General features: G+C 50.3%; 24 protein-coding genes. 5 read left to right on the plus strand and 19 right to left on the minus strand.

Annotated elements, in window-relative coordinates; all coding sequences use genetic code 11:
- Nucleotides 1-32: 32 nt before the first annotated feature.
- The 3 genes from JTN23_RS09430 to JTN23_RS09440 form a co-directional block, all read right to left on the minus strand.
- Nucleotides 33-986 (minus strand): DUF4886 domain-containing protein, encoded by a 954-nt coding sequence (locus tag JTN23_RS09430; RefSeq protein ID WP_247234248.1) that lies wholly within the window; start codon nt 984-986, stop codon nt 33-35.
- 192 nt (nt 987-1,178) lie between these two features.
- A complete protein-coding gene (locus JTN23_RS09435) occupies nt 1,179-1,775 on the minus strand; it encodes a GNAT family N-acetyltransferase (RefSeq protein WP_247234250.1) in 597 nt (198 codons plus the stop codon).
- Between the two features lie 92 nt (nt 1,776-1,867).
- Nucleotides 1,868-3,478, minus strand: coding sequence for a hypothetical protein (locus JTN23_RS09440; RefSeq protein WP_247234826.1), 1,611 nt, complete (start codon nt 3,476-3,478; stop codon nt 1,868-1,870).
- Nucleotides 3,479-3,779: 301 nt separating this feature from the next.
- Between JTN23_RS09440 and JTN23_RS09445 the strand changes: the two genes are divergently transcribed.
- On the plus strand, nt 3,780-4,229 hold the full coding sequence (locus JTN23_RS09445; protein WP_247234251.1) for a hypothetical protein: 450 nt from the start codon (nt 3,780-3,782) through the stop codon (nt 4,227-4,229).
- A 94-nt stretch (nt 4,230-4,323) separates the two neighbouring features.
- Here JTN23_RS09445 and JTN23_RS09450 read toward each other — a convergent pair whose 3' ends face one another.
- From JTN23_RS09450 to JTN23_RS09515, 14 genes are all read right to left on the minus strand, one after another.
- On the minus strand, nt 4,324-5,151 hold the full coding sequence (locus JTN23_RS09450; protein WP_247234253.1) for a helix-turn-helix domain-containing protein: 828 nt from the start codon (nt 5,149-5,151) through the stop codon (nt 4,324-4,326).
- A gap of 1 nt (nt 5,152) precedes the next feature.
- Complete coding sequence (locus JTN23_RS09455; protein WP_247234255.1) at nt 5,153-5,743, minus strand: cupin domain-containing protein; 591 nt, start codon at nt 5,741-5,743, stop codon at nt 5,153-5,155.
- A gap of 107 nt (nt 5,744-5,850) precedes the next feature.
- On the minus strand, nt 5,851-6,339 hold the full coding sequence (locus JTN23_RS09460; RefSeq protein WP_247234257.1) for a DUF2306 domain-containing protein: 489 nt from the start codon (nt 6,337-6,339) through the stop codon (nt 5,851-5,853).
- A 186-nt stretch (nt 6,340-6,525) separates the two neighbouring features.
- Nucleotides 6,526-7,083: a VanZ family protein gene (locus tag JTN23_RS09465; protein WP_247234259.1), complete on the minus strand. Its 558-nt coding sequence runs from the start codon at nt 7,081-7,083 to the stop codon at nt 6,526-6,528.
- A 38-nt stretch (nt 7,084-7,121) separates the two neighbouring features.
- Complete coding sequence (locus JTN23_RS09470) at nt 7,122-8,831, minus strand: hypothetical protein (protein WP_247234261.1); 1,710 nt, start codon at nt 8,829-8,831, stop codon at nt 7,122-7,124.
- A 263-nt stretch (nt 8,832-9,094) separates the two neighbouring features.
- Nucleotides 9,095-10,027 (minus strand): abortive infection family protein, encoded by a 933-nt coding sequence (locus JTN23_RS09475; RefSeq protein ID WP_247234263.1) that lies wholly within the window; start codon nt 10,025-10,027, stop codon nt 9,095-9,097.
- A 10-nt stretch (nt 10,028-10,037) separates the two neighbouring features.
- Entirely contained in the window at nt 10,038-10,835 is a 798-nt protein-coding gene (locus JTN23_RS09480; RefSeq protein ID WP_247234265.1) for a hypothetical protein, read from the minus strand.
- A 210-nt stretch (nt 10,836-11,045) separates the two neighbouring features.
- Nucleotides 11,046-11,471, minus strand: coding sequence for a GDSL-type esterase/lipase family protein (locus JTN23_RS09485; RefSeq protein WP_247234267.1), 426 nt, complete (start codon nt 11,469-11,471; stop codon nt 11,046-11,048).
- A gap of 36 nt (nt 11,472-11,507) precedes the next feature.
- The gene (locus JTN23_RS09490) at nt 11,508-11,990 is read right to left on the minus strand and encodes a nuclear transport factor 2 family protein (protein WP_247234269.1); all 483 of its coding nucleotides are present in this window, start codon (nt 11,988-11,990) and stop codon (nt 11,508-11,510) included.
- A gap of 289 nt (nt 11,991-12,279) precedes the next feature.
- Complete coding sequence (locus JTN23_RS09495) at nt 12,280-15,585, minus strand: S8 family serine peptidase (RefSeq protein ID WP_247234271.1); 3,306 nt, start codon at nt 15,583-15,585, stop codon at nt 12,280-12,282.
- A gap of 171 nt (nt 15,586-15,756) precedes the next feature.
- Complete coding sequence (locus tag JTN23_RS09500) at nt 15,757-17,532, minus strand: SGNH/GDSL hydrolase family protein (protein WP_247234273.1); 1,776 nt, start codon at nt 17,530-17,532, stop codon at nt 15,757-15,759.
- Between the two features lie 530 nt (nt 17,533-18,062).
- Nucleotides 18,063-19,088 carry a 3-hydroxyacyl-CoA dehydrogenase family protein gene (locus tag JTN23_RS09505; protein WP_247234275.1) on the minus strand — a complete coding sequence of 342 codons (1,026 nt, stop codon included), beginning with the start codon at nt 19,086-19,088 and terminating at the stop codon, nt 18,063-18,065.
- 151 nt (nt 19,089-19,239) lie between these two features.
- Entirely contained in the window at nt 19,240-19,764 is a 525-nt protein-coding gene (locus JTN23_RS09510; RefSeq protein WP_247234277.1) for a hypothetical protein, read from the minus strand.
- 222 nt (nt 19,765-19,986) lie between these two features.
- Nucleotides 19,987-20,490, minus strand: coding sequence for a YdeI/OmpD-associated family protein (locus tag JTN23_RS09515; RefSeq protein WP_247234279.1), 504 nt, complete (start codon nt 20,488-20,490; stop codon nt 19,987-19,989).
- Between the two features lie 118 nt (nt 20,491-20,608).
- Here JTN23_RS09515 and JTN23_RS09520 point away from each other — a divergent pair, with 118 nt between their 5' ends.
- Nucleotides 20,609-21,994 carry a Gfo/Idh/MocA family protein gene (locus JTN23_RS09520; protein WP_247234281.1) on the plus strand — a complete coding sequence of 462 codons (1,386 nt, stop codon included), beginning with the start codon at nt 20,609-20,611 and terminating at the stop codon, nt 21,992-21,994.
- 140 nt (nt 21,995-22,134) lie between these two features.
- Here the strand turns inward: JTN23_RS09520 and JTN23_RS09525 are convergent, their stop codons facing one another.
- The gene (locus JTN23_RS09525) at nt 22,135-22,326 is read right to left on the minus strand and encodes a cold-shock protein (RefSeq protein ID WP_207506603.1); all 192 of its coding nucleotides are present in this window, start codon (nt 22,324-22,326) and stop codon (nt 22,135-22,137) included.
- A 234-nt stretch (nt 22,327-22,560) separates the two neighbouring features.
- Between JTN23_RS09525 and guaA the strand changes: the two genes are divergently transcribed.
- Nucleotides 22,561-24,090, plus strand: coding sequence for a glutamine-hydrolyzing GMP synthase (gene guaA / locus JTN23_RS09530; protein WP_247234283.1), 1,530 nt, complete (start codon nt 22,561-22,563; stop codon nt 24,088-24,090).
- Nucleotides 24,091-24,168: 78 nt separating this feature from the next.
- On the opposite strand, the gene JTN23_RS09535 is transcribed toward guaA, so the two are convergent.
- A complete protein-coding gene (locus JTN23_RS09535) occupies nt 24,169-24,330 on the minus strand; it encodes a DUF1328 family protein (RefSeq protein ID WP_247234285.1) in 162 nt (53 codons plus the stop codon).
- A gap of 255 nt (nt 24,331-24,585) precedes the next feature.
- Between JTN23_RS09535 and JTN23_RS09540 the strand changes: the two genes are divergently transcribed.
- On the plus strand, nt 24,586-25,317 hold the full coding sequence (locus JTN23_RS09540; protein ID WP_247234287.1) for an OmpA family protein: 732 nt from the start codon (nt 24,586-24,588) through the stop codon (nt 25,315-25,317).
- 101 nt (nt 25,318-25,418) lie between these two features.
- A complete protein-coding gene (locus JTN23_RS09545; RefSeq protein WP_247234289.1) occupies nt 25,419-26,870 on the plus strand; it encodes a DUF5723 family protein in 1,452 nt (483 codons plus the stop codon).
- Nucleotides 26,871-26,990: the final 120 nt, after the last annotated feature.

Below are 26,990 nucleotides of genomic sequence, written 5' to 3' on the forward strand. Positions count from 1 at the left end.
CTTACATGCGTCATTACTACTTCACCTTTAGCCTATTTCCTGACAGGGCTATGGGTGGTTCCGGCTATCTTTCTTAACTGAGCCGCAAAATCAGCGGGTACTTGTTCAGGCGTAAAGGTCAGCTTGCGGGGCGACTCGCCAAACAGGAACGAGTACCATACCAGAGACCCCAGATAACAACCGGCTTCGTTGGCATGGTGCGAATCAAATCCCCATTTCTGATCATTGGTCCAGCGGTAGCCTGCGTGTAGCGAATGCGTCTGGTCGGGCAGGGAGGGGTACTCCGGATTTTTATAGTTAAAATTGGGGTCCTTGCTGTACCCCCATGTAGGGTCGGAGCTTACTTTCCAGAAGGCGTCGCCTACGGGAATGATACGTACCCCCAGTTTCTGAGCCGTGGCATGGTAGGCCGCTCTGGACTTTTCCCACATTTCCTTTTCGCTTTTAGCAAAGGTATTGGGGGCAATTTGTGAGAAGTCATCCGAATCGGTGCGGTAGGCCCATGTCTGGTGAAATACTACCTCGGCCCGGGGCTGTATGGATTTGATGTAATCGTATAGTTTTTGGGCATAAGGCTCATACGTAGCCGGGTCGGCCGAGTTCATCGAGTTCTGTTGCAGGGTTACGATATCCCAGGTTCCTTCAGACAACAGCATGCGCAGGGATTTTCCTTTGTAGGGTTTTCCCTTCGGGTCGTCGGGATTGACTTCGGCGGCAGCGGCGTGTTCCCAGTGTCGCTGCAGCGAGCAGCCACCCAGTTCGGCCCGGCCGATTTCGAGGGGATGTCCGCCTTCCTTTGCCAGCTGGGGCAGGTACCGGGCCGCATTCTGCGAGAAACTGTTGCCAATCAGAAATAGGTGAAGAGTATCAGTGGGGGTAGGGCGTACACCTACCGTACCCGAAACCCGGGAGGACTGAGCCTGAACGGTGGCGATTCCCAGAAGGAAGAGTACAATCCAGCTTAAATTTTTTCTAAAAGATAGCATACGCAGGTCGGGGCTTGATAAAGGTATAGTTAGAAAACCTTAGGCAGGTTGTTCTATACTGATGGGTAGTATTGGTAATAGCCAGTGAGTACTTATTTGCCTTTTGCCGGTGTTGTCACCGGCGAATGAGGTACTTGCTGAATACGTTTTGAATGTGAAACACCAGCAGCGGTAGAATGACATTTAGTGCGTTTAACCAGGCTTATAGTCTAAAAAATCCCTCTTCAATTCGTGCCATTCCGATTTCAGGATACTATAATACACTGTATTTCGTCTGAATCCATCGTGCATTAGCGTGTGTCGCCTCAGAATCCCTTCAAACTGCCCACCTATTCTTTCTATGGCTTGTCGTGATGCCAGGTTTCGTTCGTCGGTCTTGAATTCAACCCGCTCGGCGTTAAGTTTATCGAAGGCAAATTCTAACAACAGATACTTACAGTTTCTATTCAACCCCGTTCTTTGAAATTCTTTGCCGTACCAGGTTGACCCGATCTCAAGTCGGTCGTCCGCATTGGATATGTTCAGGAAACTGGTGCTACCGGCATACGCATTTCTGGTTTTGTCAAATACACAAAAGGCATATCGTAGCTGTTTATGCCGATCCTCGATGGCTTTGTCAATGTACTTCTTTAGCAGTTCCGGACTGTAAATAGGGGATGGTGAAAACTGAAGCAGGTCCTGGTCCCTGGTGGCCACCTCTACCAGATTTTCAACGTCTGTTTCACGTATGGGCTTAAGCAAGGCAACCGTATTTTCAAGGAGGATTTCTTCGTCAAAAGGAAAATGCATTGCTGTGTTCTGGTATATAGCCACTAACTGGTATTGATTCGAAAGACAGGCAGGAACCGTGGTCTGTGTCCCCACAGACCACGGTTCCTGCCTCACTGGACCTCCACCTTTACATTTCGGAACATATATTGGTTGTCGCTGATGCGCAGGGGCTTGCCGCTGGCGGTGGTTACGTTTTTGAGGGTAACCACTTTGGTAATGACATACGGAAATTTCTCCTGGTAGGTATCGTCTTTCATCTGGGGGTTGAAATTCGCAAAAATAGCGGGGCCCTGGTAGTTCTCCGGATGGTTGGAGTCATCGATTTTGAGATTCTCAATGAGGATGCGTTCGGGCATGTAGGCCGTATAACCAAAATCGTGCTGACCAGAATTGGACCCCCCGATCAGGGAGGCGCTGACGGGCCGGCCGCCCGCTGGTACGAAGGTGCAGTTGCGGATCACGAATTCGCCCTGCCAGGTGCTGCCATAGTCGGAGCGCAGATTGATGAGGGTATTGCCACGGATCGTGCTATTCTCCACCAGGAAAGTCCCACTGCCGATGGCGTTGATACCCATGTGTCCCAGGGTTGAATTGCGGATGGTGGCGTTGGCCACTCCCATGTGGGCATCGAACCGGGAAAAAGTACAGCGGTCGTACAGGATATTCTTACAGAAACTGGACCCCAGAATGCCCCAATAGGTGCGGTCGTTGATGTCGTTGGTCTGGCTGCAGTTAATGAATGATAAATTGAGGGCGCGGGTGGCAGAGAGATCGTAGGTACCCATTGAAACGGGCTTCCCGGCTGCGCCAATGGTACTGTAGGTTTTGTGGCCGGTCAGGATGGTGTTCTTTACCGTGACGTTGGCGCAGTCCCGAAAACCAAGAAAGCCGCCGTAGGGTGCGCCGTGGTCGCCTTCGCCCGTAATGCGGTGTTCGAGTCCGTCGATCAGAACATTGGAGCGTTTGATTGTGATATTGCGGCTATAATACGTATACTTCGATTCTGCCTTATTGGCAATCGTCATAAATTTTCCTCCTTTGATCGTCAGGGGCTTTTCGTCGATGGGAAGTGCACTGATCTCCGTGATTTGGTCAAAGTCCCAGATAATCGGCGCATCCATATCCACCTTACCGTTTTTATCCACGATGAAAATATCCGTCTGCGATGCGCCATTGTTTTGGTTCAAGCCATACCGAATATAGCGCTTCACGTTGGCGTCGGTGACTGTAATAAGGCAGGGGCCGGGTAGCGAGGCGTCAATCTTTTCCTGATTCCGCTTTAGCGATTGGATTCCTTTCAAGGGAAACGATTGCAGGCTGGAACTGACCAGGAAAACGGGCGCGTTCCGATTTTTCACCTCGGTATCGTCGATAATAAGGGCTGCCGTGCCGAAATCGGTGTCCGTTTGGATCGCGGCGGTGCGTTCCTTCCCGCCGATGTAGTAGGTAGCGCCCTCGTCCGCTTTGACCGGCAACCCCTGCTGATTGGCATAGGCATGGGCCGCCGCGATAGCGTCAATGTCATCCGTCTTACCGTCACCCCGTGCGCCAAAGTCGCTGTACCTGACCCAGCCCCGTTTTTTGAAAGTTTTCGCATCTTTGGGAGAGACATTTACCCGTAGTACTCCATTGTTGTCGCTGCTTACCCCGGTTTTCTGATTATTGGAGGTGATCACGACGGGAGACTGTTCCGATAGGCTTGCGCTCTGCCCCTGGGCCATGGCTGCCTTCAACCCAAGACAGAGCCATAAAAGTGTGCATTGTAGTAGAAAACGTTGTTTTGAAGAGGATAAAAATCCGGGAATCGTATTCATAAGGTTATTTTCTTTAAGGGCTAGGAAATTGAGAATCTAGTAGTATAAAGAAGAATCTTTCTAAATTCTATCCGTTGAGGAACAGCCAATCCATCAGCACAAGGTGAAACTGAATTGTTTGAACGGATGGATTACTATAACTTACCCACTCTTTACCCATACACTATCTCCAACCACCCATTAGTGCCAACGTATACGAATACCAATTTTGCTTTCCCTGCTGGCTTTTACAATTGGCTGCAACCAGACTCAGAAGAAAACCGATGCTACCAAAGAACGAACCTTCGTAAATGATACGATCCCGATGGAGCGGACCCAGGTTAACCCCCAGCCGGTAGCTACCTACTCCGCACCCGTCCCCGATGAGTATAATAAATTTGAATTCACGGTGAAGCTATACGAAACGCCGCTGCGGTTTCGCTACCGGGTAGATGTTACCTACAAAATGATGGATGTGACAGACAGCGTCGATATTCCCAACTTCGGCCACCAGCCCAAAGTGGACGTGCGTAAGCATGAGAATGAGCTATCGAGCATGATTGGATTCTACGACGCCAAGGGTGAGTTCATGGATCTGAAAAAAGTAGAGATTGTCGACAACCAGCTCAGGATACGACAGGTAAAGCATTACGGCTTGCGGGCAGTCAGAAAGCAGTAGCGCCAGGGGCTTCTGCACCTTGGTCTGTGGGGACACAGACCACGGAGACGAGGGAATACAGCCCACGGTGAAGTAGCTGATCACTGCTACATTTTTACGTTTCACTCAGTCCAAAACGGCGTTCGGGAGCTTTGGTGTCGGTTTCGTAAAAATGGGTGGGGCTCAGGTTTGTAAAATCCTTGTAGTCTTTGGCCAGATGCTGGTGGTCGTAGTAGCCGCACGCCAGGGCAATGCTTAACCAGTCCAGATGGGGATAGGCGTTTTTCATGCGAAAAGCCTTTTCAAAACGGACCACCTTATCGAAAAGCTTAGGGCCGATACCCATCCGTTCCATGAATTTGCGATGAAACTGACGTGGACTCAAACAGGCATGGTGGGCAAGGCGGTCAATCGAAACAGGTTGATGCTGGTTTAAGATCACCGCACTGATGGTATCCACGCTATGTACATTTCGCCTGGGTTGCCTCACCACCTTTTCCAGAAAGGCCTCGGCGATGCGGATCGTCTCCTCTATATCTTCACAATTACACATTTGCTCATGAGCAGCCCGGATGTCTTTGCCCCAGATGGCCTCGGCATCAATGTACGTATTGGTGAGTTCATACGACGGTATGCCCGTCAGGCGATACAACGCGCTGGGTTGCAACACAATCTGCAGGATCCAGAAATCACGGGCGACGTACCGGGTGGTAACCGTCGTATGTTGTCCGGTGAGGGTGCATTTGGGGAGGGATTGAGGCATAAGGCCTTCATAGCCGATCCGTTGGGGCTCGCGAAGACAGAATACAAGGCAGTGTTCGGGGCGGGGGGAGTACACCTTATTAGGTACAGCGCCACCCGCCCCAAACCTAAACCGGATGATCTGGTGCTTTCTGATGTACTCTCGTAGTGCAGGACTGGGAATAACATCTCGGAGAATCATCTTACCCTAGAGTTAGTGGTGGACCCACATTCTTCATCTCGTGTGCTAGCATTAGTTTATCCAGATCCGCTGGTGTCGGCGGTCCCTGTAGCGAACTCAGTTTTACAAAGAATTCCTCTAACTGACCGGCAGGATTCAACATATAGATGAGCTTGCCACTGTCCGTAAGCTGAATCCAGGTATGGGGGATGTTTCGGGGAAGAAAAATTGTATCCCCGGCTTTCAGGATAGATTGCTCAGTCCCTAACTGAAAACGGTACTCCCCCTCCACTACGTAAAATACTTCGTCCTGCTTATAGTGGACGTGCAGGGGCGGGCCTACTTTCTGTGTACCAATGTACTCAAAAACAGCCATTTGTCCGTCGGTGTCTTTGCCTGAAATCTTGACATCGTTGGGGTTCACACCCTGAAAAGGAGTATGTACTCCCGAGCGGGCTTCACCTGATTTGACAATAAAACCCTTTTTGTCTCTGGTTAGAGGACTGGCTTCGGCGCCCAATACACCTGCTGCCCCAGTGGATACTGCTGCAGTGGACACGGCCGCCGTGGATACTGCCGCAGTGGTAACTGATAAGAATTTTCTACGTTGCATAACTGGTTTGTTTTAAAGTGGTTATGCGAATTTCGAGTATAATCGGGAAGATTTGTTGGTAAAAATCGGACGTTTTTATCAGCCCATCCTCTACGCTTATCCTACTTTCAGGTTCTCTCTTTTCTAAACAGCTTTGCCCATTTTAGTCTGTTCATCGCAAAGATGATACCCCCGGCAAACATGATTACACCAAAGGCTAAACCGACCATTCCAAAGAAAGGAGCCTGAGGTACCCGTGTTAATACTTCGGCCGCAAAGGCTGAGTATAAGCCAATGACCGACCAGTACATGAAGGAGAAGTGCCGGTACTGCCACCTTCCCACCGGTTTTTTCAGCCAGATGGGTACCAAACCTGATCCAATGGTGATCAGGATCGCGACGGTCGTATAATGAAATACACCCCAGCCGTTGTACAACCTATAGATCATAAAGGCCGTCAGAATCAGTACTCCCATACTTACTACATATCCATACCCGATTTGCCGGTGCTGTCTGGTACCTTTTCTCATCACAAGTACCATAGTACCTGTTACCAGAGCCATAAGGGAGGAAAGGAGGTGAATCAAACCGTACGTGTCTCCGAATAAGGGGGCCATTGGATCATTTGGTTAGATGCTAACGATTCGGGTAACGAGGTACTTGCCGTCTCTGACAAGATAGCAGAAATATCAGACTTTTATTCGCCTTTGCCGGTGTTGTCACCGGCGAGCAAGGTACTTAGGGTAAGGCGGGCTGTGAGAATTGATACCGGTGGAAGCGTTAATTATCAAGGCTGAGATTTATTACTGGTATCGTATCCCCAGGCTGTTTGTTTTTAGTAATACCAGGAGCACAATCATTACTACGGTTCCAATGGAGGCAATGATGTTGATGAGGTTTTGGGCCCTGGTGCGGGTAGTTGCTAGTCTCTCAATGAGTTGATAGAAGAGCAATCCAATGATTCCCCCGGTAGTATTAGTAACCAAATCGGTACTATCAAAAGCGCCAATCCTGAAAATATATTGCAGGCTTTCGAGTAGGAGGGTAGTTACTAAAATCAAAGATAGCTTTTTGCTGAAACTCCACCGTCTGAATAAAACCCCTGCATAAATTCCAAACGGCACGAAAATGACTACGTTCAGGATTAACTCACTCCAACCGATTCGGCCCTGGGATAATGATGAGCCTCCAAATGGAACGAGGTTCACGCTCCTGTTATCCATATACGAAAATTGTACGCCCAGTTTGAACAACAGTATCCAGACCAGGGCAGCCAGATAAATAATAAATAGTACACCCGTTAATATGTTACCTGAAGGACCTGCTTGCTGCTTTATGGTTGAGTGATTTTTCAAGTCCATTTTCTGCTTAGCCGTTGCCCCACCGAGTACGAGCCGAATTAATAGTGGGTATGGTTTACGACATTGTTTTTCAGGTACATCTTGTTCTTTTTGCGGTCTTTATTAATATGCTTGGCCGTGGCGCTGCCGTATACCCGCAGATAGCCGTTGCTCAGGGTAATCACCTCTTCCGCGCCCCGGCCCGTAAAATCAAACTGATGAAAAACCGGATCGGGGAAATACAGCTCCCCCTTGCCCTGGTCATTGATGCGGAACTTGAACCAGAACAGTTCCTCCTTCCCATCACCTCGCCAGTCACCTTTTACAAAATCAGGATTGCCATTGATGGGCTGTCCCGGCCACTTGCCGAGTGAGTTGCCCTTGCTATCGAACCAGTAGAGCTGGCTGGAAAGGTACGGTTCGCCGATCTGACGGTTGCCGTAGGTACGGCCACCGGCTACTACCTGCGGGGCAGGATGGCCTTTCAGGAAATTTCCCACCTGTATCTGCTGGGTATGCTCGGCTACCTGCTGCCAGATAATCCTGCCCGTCATGGCTTCGTAGATGAAAATGCCGGTTTCACTATTGGCGGTTATAATATCCAACTTGCCATCTCCGTTTACATCGCCGAACTTGTAGCTATCGGCGTGGTCGTGGTTGTCGGGTAGCAAGTCAAAGCGGTTCCAGATTTCTTTGCCGTGGGCATCGAGCAGTAACGAACCAACCAGTACCTCATCCACACCATCCTTGTTCAGATCCACCGGGTAGATATAGTGCCCGAGGTTATCTTTCTTCCGCTGTTCGGTGTGCTGCCACAGTTGTTTCAAGTCAGCATCGTACGCACTGACCGTCATGGTGCCACCGTAGTCGGTAAAAACGGCCAGTTCATTTGGAGCTTCCTTCGTCAGCTTCGCCACGGCCAAGCGAAAGTTGTTGTAGACATGCGGCAGGGGCCCGGTAGGCCAGCCGGTTTGCTTTTTTATGCGGCCCGTTTCCCCATCCGCTATCACCAGCCATTCCTTTCCCTCCTCCATGCGCCAGTGCACCACTTCGGCCCGTCCATCGCCATCAAAATCCCACAACACCCCCGGTGCCTCAAACTCCGACCGCTCCTTCCTGTACTCCTCCGGTGCTTGCCACTGCCAGAGCTCCCGGCCGCTATGGTCAAACAGGTGCGCCGAAAAATCAGGTTCCAGTACCAGAAAGTCGGTTTGCCCGTCCCCGTTTACATCCCCAAATTTCACCGCATTGGATCGGGGGATCTGGTATTCCTTCAGCAGCTTTACGTCCGGATGTAATTGCAGCGCCAAAACCTTTTCTTCATCTAAGGTAGGTGTCTTGCTGAGCACCAGTACATCAAAAACAGCCCCCGGATTGATGCGGGTAATCTTCACGTAATTCAGTCCCTTATGCAACTGGAAGCGGCCTCCTTCCTTCCAGCCCCAGGGCGCGCTCCCAAACACGCCCTCGGTTACTTTATCATTAACGGCCACTTTGAAAGAGCCCTTGTCGCCTCCACTCCGGACATAAAGATGGTAGGTACCTGCCTCGGCCACGGCTACCTGCGTCATCAGGTTTGTGGCTGAATTGAGCCGGATGCCGGTGTTATTAAACAACCACGGCACCCGCTGTTCGGCCGCCGTCGTGATTACATTTCCTTTGGGTACTTCGTCCAGAAAACTGGAAGCGGGAACTGGTAGGAGGTCTTGGGCCTGGGATGCGGTATTAACAAGCAATGTAAACAGGAATATGGTCAAGAATTGTTTCATACAAGAGCGGTTTTACTTTAGCTTGTGAAACCAGCGACAAAGGGAACTAATGGATAGGTCACTGATGAGAAATAGAAGCAATGGCGATTGTGATGAGTTATTAACACATTTTATATAACGTTTTGCAGCTTGTCGCAGGTGGCGATTTAGACGCACTAAACTGTCAACCTGCACTTAAACTTGATAGAAGCACGAACCTTCAATTAACTACGTTGCCGCCACTTGCAGTAAACGGTTGATAGCGGTTCAGGCTTTTTTGTTCTTCATAATGTTCCTGTTTCAATCAATTCAGCAGTTTCTCCATTTGTGGCTAAATACAAAATAACAATCTCAGAAACTACCCCAACTAATAGTTTGGCATATTTAATTTCAAGTCCTTTGAAGTCTGCGTCTTTACCATGTCCTGTTCCATATCCATTTCTTAGTTCGCCTACACCTTGAACAATTGAAGCAATGCCACCTAAAATTTGTTTTATAGCTTTTTCCGCCTTTTCGGGATCATTAGCTTCTTTTGGCGAAAAGTCCAGTGAATTGGTTGTTGCTTTGATAAGTTGAGGTAAAGTCCAATCTGGATTCAGTACTACACTTTTTTGTCGAAGAATTGATTTGCAGGTTGTTTCAAGAAGCTCCTTTGCTGTTCCAATTGCTAAGTCCGTGTCTTTTTGAATTGCGTCCGACATGGTATTTATTTTTCCATTAACATATGTTGTATTTAAATATTTTTTTATTTCAGTGTTTTTTGCAGCTAAATGGGTTTGCCCAATTGTGTTTAGTCTCCCTGAAAAGACAGGCTTACTTGAAATTTCATCAGTTTGTACAATCACAAAGCCCTCAGTACTTAAGTGCCTATTGTAAATCTCTATTAATTTTACCACTTCATCAGAGTTTGATCTAACTCTTGGATGAACTGTCATTGCCAAGAATTTTAAATAAGTTTCATCATCACAATGGGAAAGGTTAATTCTTGGGTCACTATAAATCCAATCCTCTTCCCAATCGTTGTTATTTACCATATGTTGATAGATGTCGTCATAAGCATTGGTATAGCGATAGTCTCTGGATGGTAAGCTTTTAAGATCAAACATTCTGGCTAAAAAATCAGGTTCAGTCAAGTTACCGTGATACCACATATTCCCAATTGTCATTTCATCCGCGATACGCCTTCTTGTAACGTCAGTAATTCTGTTTTTTGACATAATTTTAAACTTATTCTAAATTCATTCCTGTTTTCGATTTTATTTCTTCTGCGATGTCTGGTCTATTCGGCTTGATCCACTTGTTAAATGTTTTTTGAATAAATGGCGATACCCAATATTGTGACTCTTCCTCTGGTGTCATTCCTACATTAAGGTAATCAATGTAGTCCGTTGACATCATGTAGTGGTCATTTAAGTAAAATAGATAAGCAAAATGTTGAATAAAAACGGCTGTCAAGTCATCTGAGAAAGTGTCCAGTGTCTTAACTCTGTCCGACAAATAAATTGCATTATCATTTAACAACAAGTTATAATAGTAGTTGTAATGGGTATGGTCATTGCACCTGTCTCTCACTTCTTTGTAAAGTTTATCCTTTGAAAGTAGGTGTGTTATTGGCTTGATCTTATCGGAGTCTTTAATATATTTTGAAATCACTCGGTATTCAGGAATTGTCTTTGTTCCTTTTCTCCAACTATCAATATGCTCAACAATAAGATTGTCTAGGTTGAAATGGTCATTTAAATACAAATTCGTATAAACATTTATTATAGTTGAGTCGTAGTATTTTCTGAGTAAAGCGTAAGAGTCATTTATTCGTCCGTTTGACAAGATTTCTTTAATAGATTCAAGCGTTCCTTTTATGGAACTGAACACGTACGTGTCTAAATTCGCTATTGATTTTGTTCCTTGACTAATAAACCACATGGTAGTATGAGCCAAAGAAGCATAAAAGTCGGCAAATTCCGAAAGTTGCCCGAATACTTCATGGCTTGAATATTCTTTTCCTAATGGTTCCACTTTGTTCATTGTTGTGTTGTCTTTATAGACTGATCGCTAACTCCTAAAATGCGAAGGTTTTGTAATGCTTTTTGAGTTTATTTAGACTTTTGTGTTTTCTGATGGTAGTATAGTGGTCGTTTTTATTTGTCTCATAAAGCTGATTCACTAGCTTACTACCTTTACCCTTTAAATCTAAAAAACTGGTTGTACAAAGCCATTTATCTTCAAGAATTTTATCTAACGGTATTCCCTCGCCACCCTCCGGTACCCTTCCGCATTGGGATGCAGTCCATCCGTAAAGAGTAATTCATCAATAGTACCATCCAACTTTACCAGTACCTTTCCGGCATCCAGGTAATTGATCCCCATTTCTTCGGTCAGTTTGGCAAGTCGGGTGTTCAGTTCGCGTACCCGCTTTTCCTCCTTGCGGCGGGGGTAGATGCCTACCATCGTCAGAGTAGCGGTGGGTTGGCGGTGCCGGATGGCCTGGATGAGCAGGCGCCAGCCGGTCAGGATTTCCTCGTCGGTGTTGAGGTGGAAGTTGTTGGTACCAATCATGACGTAGATCCGCTGCGCCTGGTAGCCGTCCAGTTCGCCGTGGTACACGCGCCAGAGCACGTTCTCGATGCGGTCCCAGCCGTAGCCGAGGTTATGTGCCTCCATGGGTCGAACACCGCCTTCCAGGAGTTAGCTTTGGACTTACTTTTTAACAGGGGTAGGTGGCTCTACATACGTGCCACTACCGGCGGCTAAAGTCCATTTTCCATTTGTCTTGATGTACGTTTCCAGCCGGGCTACGGTAAATCGTACAGGCTGTCCCTTTATTTCTGCCTGCACTTCAACTACTCCGTGAGCTACGGCTGTGTTGCCGTTATAGATATATATTTTAGGAGCAACTCCAGGTAGGCCTCTAATAGATTTGTAAATAAATTCTGTGTCAGCGGTGCCATTATATTTTATTGAATCTCCTGCCATCACAGGCGCCTTATACGTTTGCTTGTCCCATATCTTTCCATCGGGTGTTATGGCAATCAAACCTGTTGACCAGGGGACTTTATTAATGTCGCCTACTTGTTTCATTATTTCTTCCTGTTCCTCTTTGGGAAGTTCGTCAAAACGTACCTGGGCATATAGCCCGTGAGAAAGACAAGTCAAAAGCCATAAAGCCAGTATTCTTTTCATATAAAGAAGCAGTTTGAAGTAAATCAAAGTCTATGTTGTTCGCTAGTGAAGTATGGGTATATCTATATTATATATTATATTTTAGGGCTTCTGGGAAAATAGTCGGCATGCCCCACTGGAACGATGGGTGTGACGGGCTTTTTCTCACGGCAATCTCGCGAACTCCGCTGCGTAGTGTGTGATCGGCGCTTGAAATACCTTGCTGTCGCAGGTTTCGGAGAGCCGGTTGTGTGGCTGAATCAGTTGGTAGAGAGCAGCGAAACTGATCAACGTTTGTGTTTTCTTCGGCTCAATCGATTAGTTGTTTTTCTTTGTTTTCCTTACCAATGGTTATTTGGAGTGTAGCGGACCCGCTGATTTGACCATCCGGTTGCCGCTGAATCAGGACAACCTCGTAATTACCCTCTTGTGCGTCCTCTTCAACGATACCGCCTACCACCAGTGGAGAGACGAGACCTTTGCCTGCTGCCACCGGAACTTGCACTGTTGGCCGCGGCAAAAGGAACACCACTTCCTGACCCTGATGCCAGCCGATACCCCATGATGGGCGAGCGGCCACGGACTTTATCCATTGTGCCTTGCCACCCCAACTTACAGGCGTTGGTTCCTGTTTCCATTGATTGAATGTGCGAAGCCGTCGCCGCAATAGCGGATTGAGCAGATTGACGTATAAATTTACTTGCTTCGGCAGTCGTCCCCGTATAATTTCAAGAATTAAGTAATCCGCTTCATTTTCTTCGTTGCCTATCACAGTTGCGAACTCAAAATCCTTGCCGGAGTCGGTTCCCACAATCGTGATGTTCTTCTGCGCCAGGTTGTTGTTGTCCCACACATGATTGCCGGTTGGCACCGGGCCGTCGTGCGGGGTGATTTCCACTAACAGGCATGGATGCCAGTGCACCGAACTCATACCCACCGTCACCGTGACGGGAGGAATCAATCCTGCCGGCCACTCGACATTGACGATTTGATCGGCACCGGGAGCAAGGCCAGTCACCTTTGTCTCGCCGATGAAATAAGTTCCGGGCGTCATTGGTGTGGGCAGGGAGTCACCAGGCCCGTTGGTGGGTTGAAACGAAGTGGGATACGTAAATTCCAAACCTGGCCAATGAGTAACAGAGATACGTACCCAGGCATCCAGCGAAGCGACTGTCCCGTTGTTGCGAACGCGGGCATATACCCGATTAGGCTGGCCGCGCATAGGGTCTTGGTGAGGCCCGGCTGTGGCGTAATTCGGGGGCAAAGCGCCGGTGTCCATGCTGGGTGGCAACCGGCGGCACCAGATGTCCGGACTATTCCAGAAAGCACCTGCGGCAGCGACTGTGCCGGTGTCAGAAAGGTTGTCGCGGATTACAAGGTCGCGTGAAGCAGGAAACGTGAGGGCAGTTTGAACAGCGGCTGCCGCATTCACGCGGCCATAGCCATACCAGCCACTCCTAACAGGGGGCAATCCGGAAGTTACCGAGGGGTTACCGTTTATGTCCAGCCATTGGCCCACCGGATCGGTGTTGGCAAGGTCAAATCTGACTGCCGTGTCGCGCAGGATTTGGCGTGCTTCGATGTAGGTAAGCGCAGGGTTGGCCGACAAAACCAATGCAGCCACACCCGCGCACAGCGGCGTAGCCGACGAGGTGCCGCCAAAGTTGTTTCGGTGATTTGCCGGTCCGGTCAACACCACATCGCTTGCCGCGTGTGGATTGAGCAATCCGCCTGTGAAAAGAACCCCGGTATGTCCCTGGACCGTTAGCTGATTCATCGATGTATTCACCGCGGTGACCTTCGCCGGCTCACTTCCGTTAGCACCAATGGCACCAATGTAAATGACAGAATTGACTGCGAATCCGGTAACGTTAGCAACGCTTAACACCGTAGCACCAACGGCTGTGGCGGCAGGCAGCGTTGTCTGTGCCGTTGCATAACTAATCAGGTTGCCCTCACCCAAATGATTTCCGCTCCACGGCATAAAACCTGTCGGCGGGTTGTGCACCGTGGATAAAGCATCCTGAGTCGGAGAACACAAGGCTATCTGTCCCCAGCCCGAAAAAGGGGCACGGATCTCCGTAACGCCGTCATCTTTAAAAGAAGTTCCTGCAATTCCGAAACATTTTTCGTAAGCTCCATATGGCCTTGAGTCGGTGCCTGTCACAATATTGGCGTTTTGGTTGCCGGTGGAAAAGAAGCACATCGTGCCTTTGCCACCACGCCCGAAGGCGGTCACAAAATCCAATGTCGCCTTTGCCGTGCCCGAAAGCGGTGCGCCTACTCCTGGTGCGAGACTGCACGTGATCACATCCGCGCCGCGGGGCAATGGTGCCGGGAATCCGGGCATCGTACTTTGCGGATTAAACCCTGCCATCCAGATATACTGATCACCTATAAAGACATCGGTAGTTGCCATTCCGGCGATAGTCATGATCTGTACATTCGGCGCACTACCGACCAGTCCGTAAGCTGGCCCGGCTATTGGTGCCGGATTGTTGGCCAGTGCCACTGACACTCCCGCGACTCCGGAACCATGAGCTCCCCAGGGATTGTCGTTGTTCGGGACCATGTTTAGGAAATCGAAGGCAGCGAAAACCTTTGGCGCACCATTGCTGATGTTTCCCTGAAAATCGGCGTTTGTGGGTACGCCCCCAGCTGATTGTACTCCAGTATCCCAAACAGCAAGCAGGATGTCCGGGTCACCGAAGGTATCGAGGCCTGCATCCTGCAAGTGCTGCCACGCGTCCTGCACCCCAATCAATTGCCGGTCCCATAAACCGGACCATAGAAAATCGGTTGGCGTAATTGAGTCCAGTTCGGGTGTGACGTAAAGGTTGGGTTCAGCCCATTCCACATCCGGCCTCGCAGCCATTTTCTCAATGCTGTCCAGCAAGTCCAGTGTCGCGGGTTGGTTCCAGCTTAGTACCCAGGTGTGGGGAGCGTAGACAAGCTCTCGTACTACCGTGTAACCGTACTCTCTGGCAATTGCTGCCACGGCCTCAGCCCTTGGCCCGCGGAAACGCACGACAATTTCGCGTGTCAGAAAGCTGAAACCATTTTCACGCATACTCACCACTGCCCCCGCATGTTCAACCAACTGATGCTCCGAGAGACGAGTCAACACTGCCTGGGCGCTTTCGGCACGTAGACGGTAAAGGTGAATGCCAGCCCTCTCGGCAAGTTCCGGAACTTTCTGTGGCTCCAATGGCATATTCACTGTAAGCTCCTCAAGAAATTTCTTGTCCGTTCGGGCTCTGTTAACGACAGTTACGGCAACCAGTTCAGGGTCAGCGTCCACCGGCACCCGAACTTTTTCACGGAAGTAGGTCCTGCCCCTGCGTTCTCCCAGGATGAATATTTCGTGACCGGGAGCAGTGCCGACGGTTACCTTTCGGGATTGTCCCTCAAGTTTTTCGTGCGATACCTTAATTTCATAATTCCCGGCCGTAATCTCCTTTACTGAGTATGCCGCTCTATCGCGGTTGTACTTGACCGAAATCTTTTTAGCCTTACTTTCGCTCGGCTGAATGGTAATCTTTGCATCTTGAATTGGTTCGCCTTTCGCGTTGAACACATCAATTTGAAGCGAGGTGGAGTGGAGATTGTTCTTCATATTGAATTTTGTTAGTGCCTACTCGGCTAACTCCGGTTAGTATCGGGAGTCGAATCGAATAGCGTGTCCAACGCCTACTTCCAAGATAGTACGTAGTATCTTATTAGTGCCTGATTTACAAACAGTTTCGGTACTTGCCAAAAAGCATTAATAGAAAAATAAGGAATTTATTTAACGGTACTTTTCCGCCACCCTGCGGTACCCTTCCGCATTAGGATGTAGTCCGTCGGTGAAGAGAGATTCATCAATAGTACCATCTGGTTTGAGAAGTCCCTTCCCGGCGTCCAGGTACTTCACGCCCATTTCTTCAGTTAGTTTGGCGAGTCGGGTGTTCAGCTCCCGCACCCGCTTTTCCTCCTTGCGACGGGGGTAGATGCCTACCATGGTGAGGGTCGCGGAGGGTTGACGATGTTTGATGGCTTCGATGAGTTGGCGCCATCCGGTTAGGATCTCGTCGTCGGTGTTGAGGTGGAAGTTGTTGGTGCCGATCATGACGTAGATCCGCTGGGCCTGGTAGCCATCCAGTTCGCCGTGGTACACGCGCCAAAGGCTATTTTCGATGCGGTCCCAGCCGTAGCCGAGGTTGCGCGCACCCCTGGGGTCAAAGGTGGCCTTCCAGGAGTCAGCACCGGTAGCTACGGGTCCCTTGGGGAGTCCGCCCCAGAAGTGGGTGATGGAGTTGCCGATCAGGACGGTACGGGGCGGGTTGTCCCTATTCATCCGAAGGATCTCCTGGTGGCGGGCATCCCAGTCGTACTTATGGGGCTCGCGTAGCTGTATTACGGGGCGGGTGGTAGAGACAGTACCTACTGGCTCGTGCAGTACTTCACGCAGCTTCCGCTCGTAGCCCTCGGCGTAGCGCATCATGCCCAGGTCGTTGGGGTGGGTGCCGTCCACCATGGTTTCGATATCCTGCCCCAGGTCCTGCTTGGGGAGCAGGTACAGCTCCTTTACTCCTTCGGTTTGGAGCTGCGCAAAGGCGGCCCGCAGTACCTCGTTCAGTTCCGAATAGCTCAGGCGACTCTTCGGGTTGATGGCTTCGTCGGTATAGCCGGCATGCTCCACCAGTACGATGGGCGTGGCTGTACGCTTCTGCCGCAGCGTCCTCACGGTCGTAAGGATCCGTTTTTTAACTTCATCCAGCGGGTAGTCTTCCCGATTGACCAGGTTGGGCAGGCAGTCCAGTACGTATACCTTGGCCTCCACTTCGGCCAGCAGGTCCACTACCTCGGGTTCCAGTCGGCCATTGCCCGAGAAGCCCAGGTTAATGAGCGGGTGGTCCAGCTTGCGGGAGAGGATGCCGGTCCAGGACATGCCGGGGCGCGAGGCGCAGGCGCCCTGCGCGATGGAGGTACCGTATACGAGGATAGGCTTATCAGCCCGGGCAGGTAAGGAGGTCAACAGACTCCCTTCGGGAGTACCTATTTCCATCCACTTCACGCTATTGTACAGGGGCAGGTACAGGCGGTACTCGCGGCCCAGCTTGTGGTACCCATCGTTGGGTTCGATGGTGCGGTAGTGGTACTCGATGGTGTCGCCAAAGGCGAATTTCGCGGAGCACCAGCGCCAGTCGCCGTCGTTGGAGATGGCGTACAGGTCTACGCCGCTGGCTCCGGTAGCGGGCATGTGGGGCAGGGCGTGTTTGCCGTCCACCACGTAGCGTACCTTGATCTCCGGAGCGTTGGAGCGGAAGCGCAGCATCAGGCCCGCCGATTGCCGCGACAGGTTCCAGACCACCGGGCGTACTTTGCCTTCGGCTCTTGCGGGGAGGCGGTCGTAGTAGTTTTTGGTTTCATTCGGCCAGGCCTGTCCTTCCAGTACCGGGATCGAAGCGGTAGCGGGGTTCCACCAGGTCCATGTTTGGGCCTGTACGGCGGTAGTATTCTGTGCCAGAACGGCAGTAAAGGTTAATAGAAGGAGTAGGGTAGTGGTGGTTATGCGGTGCATATAGGGGTTAGGGGTATTGTTTTTGACTTAAAGGTAAAGGCTAAGTTCAACTTGATAGATACTGCCTTACGCTTCGTTTTGATCTTTCTGGGCTGTGCAATCGTTTGGCTTTATTGAACTTGGTTGTGTATTGCCAGCTTTCGCCCTCACGGCCGGGCGGGCCCCGCCCTCTCAACGCCTCTTAATTTTATTGGCACCTATCGGGCCATAAAATAAGGAGGCTTATGAGAGGGCTGTTAGAGATTGCATTATTCATGTTTAGTAGCGATAATGCTTATTTGTTATAAAATTAATCATACACTTCCGTTACCAATAAGCACCCTGTCAACTATCTCAGCTCTCCCCTAAGCCGACCTTAGCCTGTGGGCCTTTGTGCGCGAGCTCTGCGCAGGCCCGCAGGGTACAGAGGCGTGGGGAGAGCGGGGCCCGCCCGGCCGTGAGGGCGAAAGACTGCATTACACAAGAAGGCTAGGATAAGGGCAAGCGACAGCATTACCCAGAAAAGTCTGAACTTATACTTGAAATTTGATTTAACTGGCTTTATCATCTTTCAGATGCTCCTCAGCCAGATGCCCCTCAGCAAGTTTGCGCTTTACTACATCGGCGGGGTACTTAAGGGCTAGTTTGCGGATGTCGTAGGCGAACTCCTGGTAGGTCTCCTCCCATACCTTCGCCTCTTCGGGAGTATATTTATGAAAACCGTGGGCGTTGGCGACGCCCTTGCCACCGGCTTTGACGATGTCATCAATAAGCTTGGGTACCTCGGTGCTGTTGGAAAGGGTAGGAAAGAGGTCTTTCATGACGGTATGGTAGGCCGGTACTCCGGTGAGATCCATCCAGCCGAAAACCCCGACAAGCGTCATCCAGTAGCCGGTGTTGTTGCGGCAGGCGCGGTCTACGTCCTCGACAGTAGCATAGCCGTTCTCCACCAGGTAAAAGGCCTCCCGGTACATGGCGTAGGCCAGGCGGTTGGCGATAAAGCCCCGGATATCCTTGCGTACCAGCGTGGGCTCCTTGCCCCAGTAGTGAGCGAGGTCGTAGAGGTACTCGGCCACGGTCTGGTCGCTCTGATCTCCGCAGATGATTTCCAGGAAGCGCGTGGTGTGTGAGGGCTCGGACCAGTGCAGGCCAAAGAAGCGGGCAGGGTGCTGAGTCTGCTGCTGCAGGAGGCTGATGGGGATGGCGGAGGTATTGCTGGTGAGCAGCGCTTCCGGTGCGATGGCCCGCTCAATCTTCTCGTATACTGATTTCTTGATATCCAGATTCTCAATAGTACACTCTATTACCAGGCCGCAACCACTCAGCTCCTCATAGTCTTCGGTAATAGTCAGGTTGGCATGGTAGTGCTCCGGCGCCTCCCGGATAAGCTCCTCCTGACGTGCCCGTTTGAGGTGTTCGGTAATGCGGGTTTCGGCGTGGTCGAGGTCGGCGGGGATGGGTGCTACGGCTACTACCGGGTGACCGGCTATGAGCAGACAGGTAACAATGCTGCAGCCCATCAGGCCCAGTCCGACTACCCCTACGGGTATGTCGTGTACAGGTATGGTTTTCGTCATGATACGGGTTGGGTAAAGGATTATTCGGCTGAATGGTACCTGATTGCCTCGATAATACGGGCTGATCCGGACCGGTACCTATAAAAGCAGCGGCAGCCGGGAATCTCCCGGCTGCCGCTGCTTTTATGAAAATCACTACTAGTAAGAATTCTTACTCTTGTCTGGTCCTGACAATGTACCGTCCATCGGCAGTTACTCCCACAACTTCCTGATTAGCCCGAATCAGATTTCTCTCACGGAAACGTGTATTCAGCTGATTCTGAATGTTGGTGGCGTTCTGATTACCTCTTAGCTGGGTATCCAGACCAGTCATCTGATTAGATTGCAGTACTTCACTTACATCTACAAAGCTTCTCTCATTGATGTTGTCGTAGTTCATGGTGTTTATGTCGACCTGCGACAGACCTGTCACCATTTGCCCAACCTGATCGCCAGTTTGCTGTCCAGTATTATTACGTTGCATAGTACCCGACTGCTGAGTGCCATTCCGCTGTGTGCCAGTTTGCTGGCCACCAGTTTGCTGGCCACCAGTCTGCTGGCCACCACTTTGCTGGTTGGTCCGGGGCTGGTTTGAATTCTGTGTTGGTCTGTTAGAATTAGTCTGAGCTTCTGAAACAAATGGAGCGGCAATCCCCATCACACATACTAGCCCTATTGCCCAAATTTGCTTTTTCATAAACATGGTTTAATTAGGTGAAACACTGCCCCTTACTACATAAATTCTGTGCCAACAGGTTACATTAAATATTTATTAAAAAATTGTTAATCAGTAGGTTGTGTAATTTTGTGGCAAAATCAGCGCCTGGAGGCAGTGAAGGGAGGTTTGGGCTAGAGCCTATGTTAATATCCGGAAGTTACAAGATGTACCTGAACTTCTACAATACGTTTAATAAGAGTATTATTTTCCCAAAATAGCCCTGAAACTTTCCCTGCCAGCAGGTAGTCGCTTCAGATTTTCAATCAATTGAATGGCCCGGTCCACCCTGAGCTGGCTATTTTTGACGGTAGCTACGTAATTAATAATGTACCGTTGCTTGCCGGGAGCGAGCTGCTTAAAGCGCTGGAACCCCTCCGGGTCCTGCCCGAACAGCTCCTGCAGCTCTTCCGGAACCGGTACTCCGTACTCACTTTCGTCTTTGACGAGCGAAACCAGCACCTCGTCACCCAGCCGTACCCGCAGTGCCTTCATGCGTTTGGCGCTGATGCTGATGTAGGCTGCTCCCTGTCCCAGCGCTACCAGGCCGCACTGCCAGTCTAGTGCGTTGTTGACAGTACAGATCAGTCGCATGCTGAAGCTTCCGCCCAGTTGCTGCACTACGTCGGGCGGTATCTCGAGGTAGGTCATGCCGAGCAGGTAATCCAGGCTGTGGATGCGGGTGGTAAAGGTAGTAGGGGAGGACATGGTAAGACTATGGGGTAAACAAGAGGATTGGTAAGTAAAAAGTATTGGTGTTAGGCTTTAGTTTAGATATATTACATGCCTTAAAAGTAAATATACAATACATCCTTTTATATCCTGTATGAAACCTAACCGCAGAACCTTTATTAAAGGAGTGGCAGCTACTTCGGCCTTTCTGGCTACAGAGAGTATTGCCAAGCCCTTTAACATTATCCGTGACTTTAAGAAAGTAAGCCCCAATGACAAAATCCGTTTCGCTACCATCGGGATGGGTATTCAGGGGCACATGGATACCCGTGCCGCCCTGCGCAGCTCCAAAGAAGTAGAGTTTGTGGCAGCGGCCGACCTGTACGATGGACGCCTGATCCGTACCAAGGAAACCTACGGGAAAGATATATTTACGACCCGCGACTACCGTGAGATCCTGTCACGCAAGGATATTGACGCGGTACTGATCGTAACACCCGACCACTGGCACGACCACATTACCAAAGATGCCCTCAAGGCCGGTAAAAACGTGTACTGCGAGAAGCCTATGGTACATCAGATCGAAGAAGGGCCTTCGGTAATAGATGCCTGGAAAAAATCCGGTAAGACCATGCAGGTAGGTAGCCAGCGTATCAGCAGTGCGCCCTTCAAGGAAGCCAAGCGTATGATCGCGGCCGGAGATATTGGTGAGATTAACTACATCGAGTCCAACAACGACCGCTTCGGAGCCATTGGTGCCTGGAACTACTCCATTCCGCCGGATGCCTCGCGCCAGACCCTCGACTGGGATAAGTTCCTGGGGGATGCGCCCAAGGTACCTTTCGATCCGACTCGCTTTTTCCGCTGGCGCAACTACCGCGACTACGGTACCGGAGTAGCCGGTGACCTGTTTGTCCACCTGATCACGGGGGCCCACTTCGTGACTAACTCACTGGGGCCGGAGCGCATCTTCTCGTCGGGCGAGTTGAGCTACTGGAAGGACGGCCGCGATGTACCCGATGTACTGGTGTCGATCCTGGAGTACCCCAAGACGGACGCTCATGCCAATTTCCAGATGGTACTGCGAGTGAACTTTGCCAACGCCGGAGCTATCAACAACAACACCCGTATCATAGGTACCGAAGGGCAGATTGAGTTTTCAGAAAATAGCCTCGTGCTTACCAAGAAAAAACTTCCCATCGCGCCCGGTTACGGCGGATACGATAGCGTATTTACCTTCCCCGAAGAAGTACAGAAGGAGTTCGCGAAGCAGTACGATGCCAAGTACCCGCCCGAAACCCGCAAGGCGGAGCCGGTGAAAGAGGTGAAGTTTGAGTCGCCCAAGGGAGATGACGCGCACGCCAACCACTTCCTGGATTTCTTCGAGAACGTCAAGAAGGGAAGTGTGGGTACCATCGAAGATCCTGTGTTTGGCTACCGCGCGGCGGCACCCGTACTGGCCTGCAACAAGAGCTACTTTGAGAAGAAGGTGATCAACTGGGATCCGGTAGCGATGAAAGAAAGAAAGGTAAAGGCGTAGGTAACTGACATCTATATACTTCGACCGGAAAGCTCCACTGCACCAGCAGGGAGCTTTCCTTTTATAAGACTGCCACTAACAAAAAAAGCCCCACCAGATGGTGAGGCTTTTCCTGTGTTGGCTGTATGATATGTCTCAGATTAAGCAAGCTTAACGTTAACTGCATTCAACCCTTTTCTTCCTTCTTGCAGGTCAAATGTCACTTCGTCGTTTTCGCGAATCTCATCTACTAAACCTGAGATGTGTACGAAATAATCTTGTCCTGTTTTTGCATCTTTAATGAATCCGTATCCTTTAGAATCATTAAAAAACTTTACTACTCCTTGATTCATGATAATTGTTTTATAAAAGAATTTAAGCAAAGGTACATTAAATTATTGATTTCCAAGTTTTTTTAAGAAAATAATGCAAAGCTAGCTTCCACAGGGCATTTCTATCGACTAAGTACCAGCCGCTAACGTTCTTTCTATAACTGCACAGACCCAAAAGTGTTTAAAAATTGAAAGATAAATCCTTTTCGCGCTTTGCCGGTTTCTCCCTACCTTTGCGTTTTAGAAAGCTAATTCATGACTGAACAGATTCTTATCCTCGATTTTGGCTCGCAATATACCCAGTTAATCGCCCGCAGGGTTCGCGAGTTGGATGTGTACTGCGAGATTCATCCTTTCAATAAAATTCCTGAATTTACTCCAAATATCAAGGGAGTGATCCTCTCGGGAAGTCCGTGTTCTGTGTGGGATCCCCAATCTCCCCGGGTTGACCTGGACCAATTCAGAAACAAGGTACCCGTACTGGGTGTATGCTACGGAGCTCAACTCATGGCGCAGGTGCTGGGAGGTGAAGTACTACCCGCGGCGCATCGGGAGTACGGCCGGGCCAGACTGGACCTGCTGGAGGAGCAATCTCCGCTGCTGGCCGGACTGACCAACTCTTCGCAGGTGTGGATGTCGCACGGAGATACCATTGTGCAGGTGCCCGAAAACTTCCGCGTTATTGCCTCCACCGAGTCGGTACGGGTGGCCGCCTACAAGATCGATGAGGAGCCTACCTACGGAATTCAGTTCCACCCCGAGGTAACTCACTCCACTGATGGTAAAAAGATCCTTCACAACTTCGTAGTAAATATATGCGGTTGCCAGCAGGATTGGACTTCGGAGTCATTTGCCGAAATGACCATCGAGAACCTGAAACAAAAACTGGGTAACGACCGTGTAGTAATGGCCCTGTCGGGTGGTGTTGACTCAACGGTAGCGGCCTCACTCGTTCACAAAGCCATTGGTGATAACCTGTTCTGTATATTCGTAGATAACGGCGTACTTCGTAAGAATGAGTACGAGCAGGTACTGCACTCGTACGAGGACATGGGCCTTAATATAAAAGGGGTGGATGCGAAGGAACGCTTCTACAACGCTCTGAAAGGACTATCGGATCCGGAGCTGAAGCGCAAAGCCATTGGCAAAACCTTTATTGAAGTATTTGACCACGAAGCCCACCTGATCCAGGACGTGAAGTGGCTGGGTCAGGGTACTATCTACCCGGATGTGATCGAATCGGTATCGGTGAATGGTCCTTCGGTAACCATCAAGTCGCACCACAACGTGGGCGGACTACCGGACCTGATGAACCTGAAGGTAGTAGAGCCTCTGAATACATTGTTTAAGGACGAGGTTAGGGCGGTAGGACATACCCTGGGAGTACCCGTTAATATTTTGGGACGGCACCCGTTCCCCGGTCCGGGTCTGGCTATCCGTATTCTGGGTGAAGTCACTCCCGAGAAGGTGGCCATCCTGCAGGAAGTGGATGACTTGTTTATCAGTCGCCTGAAGAAGAGCGGCCTGTACGACGAAGTATGGCAGGCAGGTAGTATGCTGCTGCCGGTACAGAGCGTAGGGGTAATGGGTGACGAGCGTACCTACGAGAGCGTAGTGGCCCTCCGGGCGGTAACCTCCGTGGATGGTATGACGGCCGACTGGGCCCACCTGCCTTACACCTTCCTGGCGGAGGTATCCAACGATATCATCAACCGCGTCAAAGGCGTCAACCGCGTGGTATACGACATCTCGTCGAAGCCACCGGCAACCATTGAGTGGGAATAATACTAAAAAAGCGAAAGCGGGCCCTAAGGTCCGCTTTCGCTTTTAGTTGTGTATAATATCTCAGTTGCTTACTCTACGCTAGCCTCGTACACGTCCGCTGATCAGGCTGATCACAAAAAGTACCAGGAATACGAAGAAAAGTATCTTAGCAATACCAGCTGCTCCGGCAGCAACACCACCAAATCCAAGAACACCTGCAATGATGGCTATAATCAGAAATACTACGGTCCACTTAAGCATAATTGAAAAAGATTAAGGTTTATGAATCAATATGCTTTAGGTAATTAAAAGTCTGTGCCATCCGCAATTAGGCTCCCAGGCTGTAATATGTATATAAAACTTGGCGAAAATGTGACAATTACGTATACAGGCGTGGTGAAATGTCCCCGATCTTGTCAAATTTATTGCTGATAAGTACGTTATTTTGCTGTTGGGCTACCAGGGAGGAGGAGAAGAGAACAGAATGGCTCAGCCCACAATCCATTGCTGGTACCTATGCGCTTGCTATTACTCTTCTTTCTGGTTCTGTTTATTTCTCCTCAGATGTACGGGCAGCCCTCTGCCCACCAGCGTACCATCACCCAGTTTTCTATCACTGCCGTTGACCAGGCTTCGGGTCAGGAAGTCCCGGCCAGTTTTGAGGTCCTTGTCCACAAAGCCGCTACCCGTTTGCGGGGGAGCAGCCGACCGGGGCAGTCACCTTTTTCATTCCGGTTGCAGGAGTCTGATACCATCACCGTAGTGACCTCGTCGGCGGGGTACCACTCCGTGGAGGAAATGATGCTGGTTTCGTGCGATACCTGCGAATATTATCAGTATAAGGCCGTGCTGGAGCGGGTGGAAGACCCGGTCAAAGACTCAGTTTTTGTGAATCTTAAGGTACATGACCGTATTCAGCTGGATAAGATCTACTTCAACCAGAGCAGCTATGAACTGCGTCCCGAGTCGCGCGAACAGCTCGAAAAGCTCTACCGTACCTTACGTGATAATCCAAATCTAAAAATAGAGATAGCCGGCCATACCGACAACGTAGGTGACCTTCGTCTGAACAGGGCCCTTTCTGAAAATAGGGCCCAGGTGATCTACGCGTTTCTGCGGCAGAAAAGCATCCCGTCGAGCCGGCTTGTGCCCAGAGGGTACGGCCATACTCAACCCGTTTCACCCAATGATACCGAGGAAAATCGCTCCCGAAACCGGAGGGTAGAATTTGTGGTGCTGGAAAACTAGTACCTCTGTACAGGCTCCTCCATGGTAGGGTAGTGAGCTTTAGCAGCCGGTACTCAGGCACACTTTTGGAGAAAGTAATCAAAACACATCAATACGAACCTATGCATATCACTCATTCATATTCAAAGTATTGTCTGCTGCTCCTGCTGCTGCTGACCGCCCGGCTGGGGGTATCTCAGGGATTTGTAGGTATTACATCGCAGCAGAATTCAGGACTGTGGTCGGTGTATCAGAACCCGGCGCTCCTGGTCAATGATAAGTACTCCCTGCGGGTACATGCCGTATCGGGCGGTGTCCATATCGATAACAACTATGTAAAGTATGCGGCACCTTTCTCCATGGTAGATCTGATGCTGGGCAACAACCCCCGACCCCTCAGTGCGTATGATCTGGAAGAGATTCGCAATGGCAAGCCCAAGCATGGCACCCTGGCCGCTGAGCTACGCGGGCCCGCCCTGGCTTTCAAGATAAGTCCTACTACGCACGTAGCGATCATGACCCGTGTCAGAAGCGGAGCACAGGTGACCAATGCCTCCGAGAAGCTACTGGGTGTAGTAAGGCTGGGGCTGGCCAATGTCGAGAACTACCAGAACCTTGAATACCTGGCTCTGTACGCTTCGCACGCCGACAACAAATTCAACGCGGTAAGCCAGGCGTACTCGGAGTGGGCGCTGTCGCTGGGGCAGGTCTTATCGGAGAGTGATTACCATCGGCTGCTGGGTGGGGTGACCATCAAGCGGTACTTCGGCTATGCGGGTGCCTACATCCAGAACCACAGCCTGCGCTACCGGCTCGTACCCGATACCTCCATGACCAATGCGGCTCTTCTGCAGGTAGACCGCTTCAATGCGGATCTGGGATATACCAGCGTCAATGATATGTCAGTACTGTCGCCCAGCTGGCTGCTGGGGCGCAACGCAACCGGTAAGGGCTGGGGACTTGATCTGGGGGTAAGCTACGACCTGCTGGGGGAGGATGAGAAGCATGTGCTGCGTCTGAGTGGCTCCGTTACTGATATCGGGCGGATCACCTATAGCGACCAGCGGGCCAGAAAGTATACTATAGATAGCCAGGACAAGCAGATTACAGCCTCAGAATGGGCAAGCTACACAACACCCCGTGAGGGAGAAAGCCGGATGAGTACCGTAGGCCGGGTACTGGAAGAACAGTTTGGACTGGCAGAAACCGACCGTACCAGTGAGTTTCAGCTGGCTACGCCACAGGCCCTGAACCTGAGCGCTGACCTGCGCCTGATGAGAAACATATACGTCAATACCACCTGGATCAAAAGCATGCGTGTTACCTCCGTACCGGGCTTACGGGCCTCGTCACTACTGGCGGTGACCCCTCGCCTGGATGCCGATAAGATAGGCGTATCACTACCAATCATACGGCAGAACGGCGCCTGGGCCGTAGGCGGTGCCGCCCGGGTAGGAGCCTTTATGATAGGATCAGATAACCTGCTGGGGCTCTTTGCCCGCAATGGCAATATCAAAGCCCAGGGAGCGGATGTATACGCCGGGGTAAGTATTGGGATAAAGTCGGACAAATAAGAGAGCTATCAGGTAATTAAGCAGGAGGGGCTGCTTTTTATGAATAATACATTTTTGTAAAACTGTGAAAAGGGTATGTCTTACATACCCTTTTTTTAACGTTATAGCTTTTGTTTACGA

The sequence above is a fragment of the Telluribacter roseus genome (assembly GCF_017355915.2).
Taxonomy (GTDB): Bacteria; Bacteroidota; Bacteroidia; order Cytophagales; family Spirosomataceae; genus Telluribacter.

Excerpts from the sequence above, each read along its gene's own strand:
- JTN23_RS09460 (WP_247234257.1), bottom strand. The coding sequence starts at position 6,339 with ATGGCCCCCTTATTCGGAGACACGTACGGTTTGATTCACCTCCTTTCC.
- JTN23_RS09540 (WP_247234287.1), top strand. The coding sequence starts at position 24,586 with ATGCGCTTGCTATTACTCTTCTTTCTGGTTCTGTTTATTTCTCCTCAG.
- JTN23_RS09545 (WP_247234289.1), top strand. The coding sequence starts at position 25,419 with ATGCATATCACTCATTCATATTCAAAGTATTGTCTGCTGCTCCTGCTG.
- JTN23_RS09525 (WP_207506603.1), bottom strand. The coding sequence starts at position 22,326 with ATGAATCAAGGAGTAGTAAAGTTTTTTAATGATTCTAAAGGATACGGA.
- JTN23_RS09435 (WP_247234250.1), bottom strand. The coding sequence starts at position 1,775 with ATGCATTTTCCTTTTGACGAAGAAATCCTCCTTGAAAATACGGTTGCC.
- JTN23_RS09465 (WP_247234259.1), bottom strand. The coding sequence starts at position 7,083 with ATGGACTTGAAAAATCACTCAACCATAAAGCAGCAAGCAGGTCCTTCA.
- guaA (WP_247234283.1), top strand. The coding sequence starts at position 22,561 with ATGACTGAACAGATTCTTATCCTCGATTTTGGCTCGCAATATACCCAG.
- JTN23_RS09470 (WP_247234261.1), bottom strand. The coding sequence starts at position 8,831 with ATGAAACAATTCTTGACCATATTCCTGTTTACATTGCTTGTTAATACC.
- JTN23_RS09535 (WP_247234285.1), bottom strand. The coding sequence starts at position 24,330 with ATGCTTAAGTGGACCGTAGTATTTCTGATTATAGCCATCATTGCAGGT.
- JTN23_RS09475 (WP_247234263.1), bottom strand. The coding sequence starts at position 10,027 with ATGTCAAAAAACAGAATTACTGACGTTACAAGAAGGCGTATCGCGGAT.
- JTN23_RS09455 (WP_247234255.1), bottom strand. The coding sequence starts at position 5,743 with ATGCAACGTAGAAAATTCTTATCAGTTACCACTGCGGCAGTATCCACG.
- JTN23_RS09495 (WP_247234271.1), bottom strand. The coding sequence starts at position 15,585 with ATGAAGAACAATCTCCACTCCACCTCGCTTCAAATTGATGTGTTCAAC.
- JTN23_RS09500 (WP_247234273.1), bottom strand. The coding sequence starts at position 17,532 with ATGCACCGCATAACCACCACTACCCTACTCCTTCTATTAACCTTTACT.
- JTN23_RS09490 (WP_247234269.1), bottom strand. The coding sequence starts at position 11,990 with ATGAAAAGAATACTGGCTTTATGGCTTTTGACTTGTCTTTCTCACGGG.
- JTN23_RS09515 (WP_247234279.1), bottom strand. The coding sequence starts at position 20,490 with ATGTCCTCCCCTACTACCTTTACCACCCGCATCCACAGCCTGGATTAC.
- JTN23_RS09430 (WP_247234248.1), bottom strand. The coding sequence starts at position 986 with ATGCTATCTTTTAGAAAAAATTTAAGCTGGATTGTACTCTTCCTTCTG.
- JTN23_RS09450 (WP_247234253.1), bottom strand. The coding sequence starts at position 5,151 with ATGATTCTCCGAGATGTTATTCCCAGTCCTGCACTACGAGAGTACATC.
- JTN23_RS09480 (WP_247234265.1), bottom strand. The coding sequence starts at position 10,835 with ATGAACAAAGTGGAACCATTAGGAAAAGAATATTCAAGCCATGAAGTA.
- JTN23_RS09505 (WP_247234275.1), bottom strand. The coding sequence starts at position 19,088 with ATGACGAAAACCATACCTGTACACGACATACCCGTAGGGGTAGTCGGA.
- JTN23_RS09440 (WP_247234826.1), bottom strand. The coding sequence starts at position 3,478 with ATGGCCCAGGGGCAGAGCGCAAGCCTATCGGAACAGTCTCCCGTCGTG.
- JTN23_RS09520 (WP_247234281.1), top strand. The coding sequence starts at position 20,609 with ATGAAACCTAACCGCAGAACCTTTATTAAAGGAGTGGCAGCTACTTCG.
- JTN23_RS09510 (WP_247234277.1), bottom strand. The coding sequence starts at position 19,764 with ATGAAAAAGCAAATTTGGGCAATAGGGCTAGTATGTGTGATGGGGATT.
- JTN23_RS09485 (WP_247234267.1), bottom strand. The coding sequence starts at position 11,471 with ATGGAGGCACATAACCTCGGCTACGGCTGGGACCGCATCGAGAACGTG.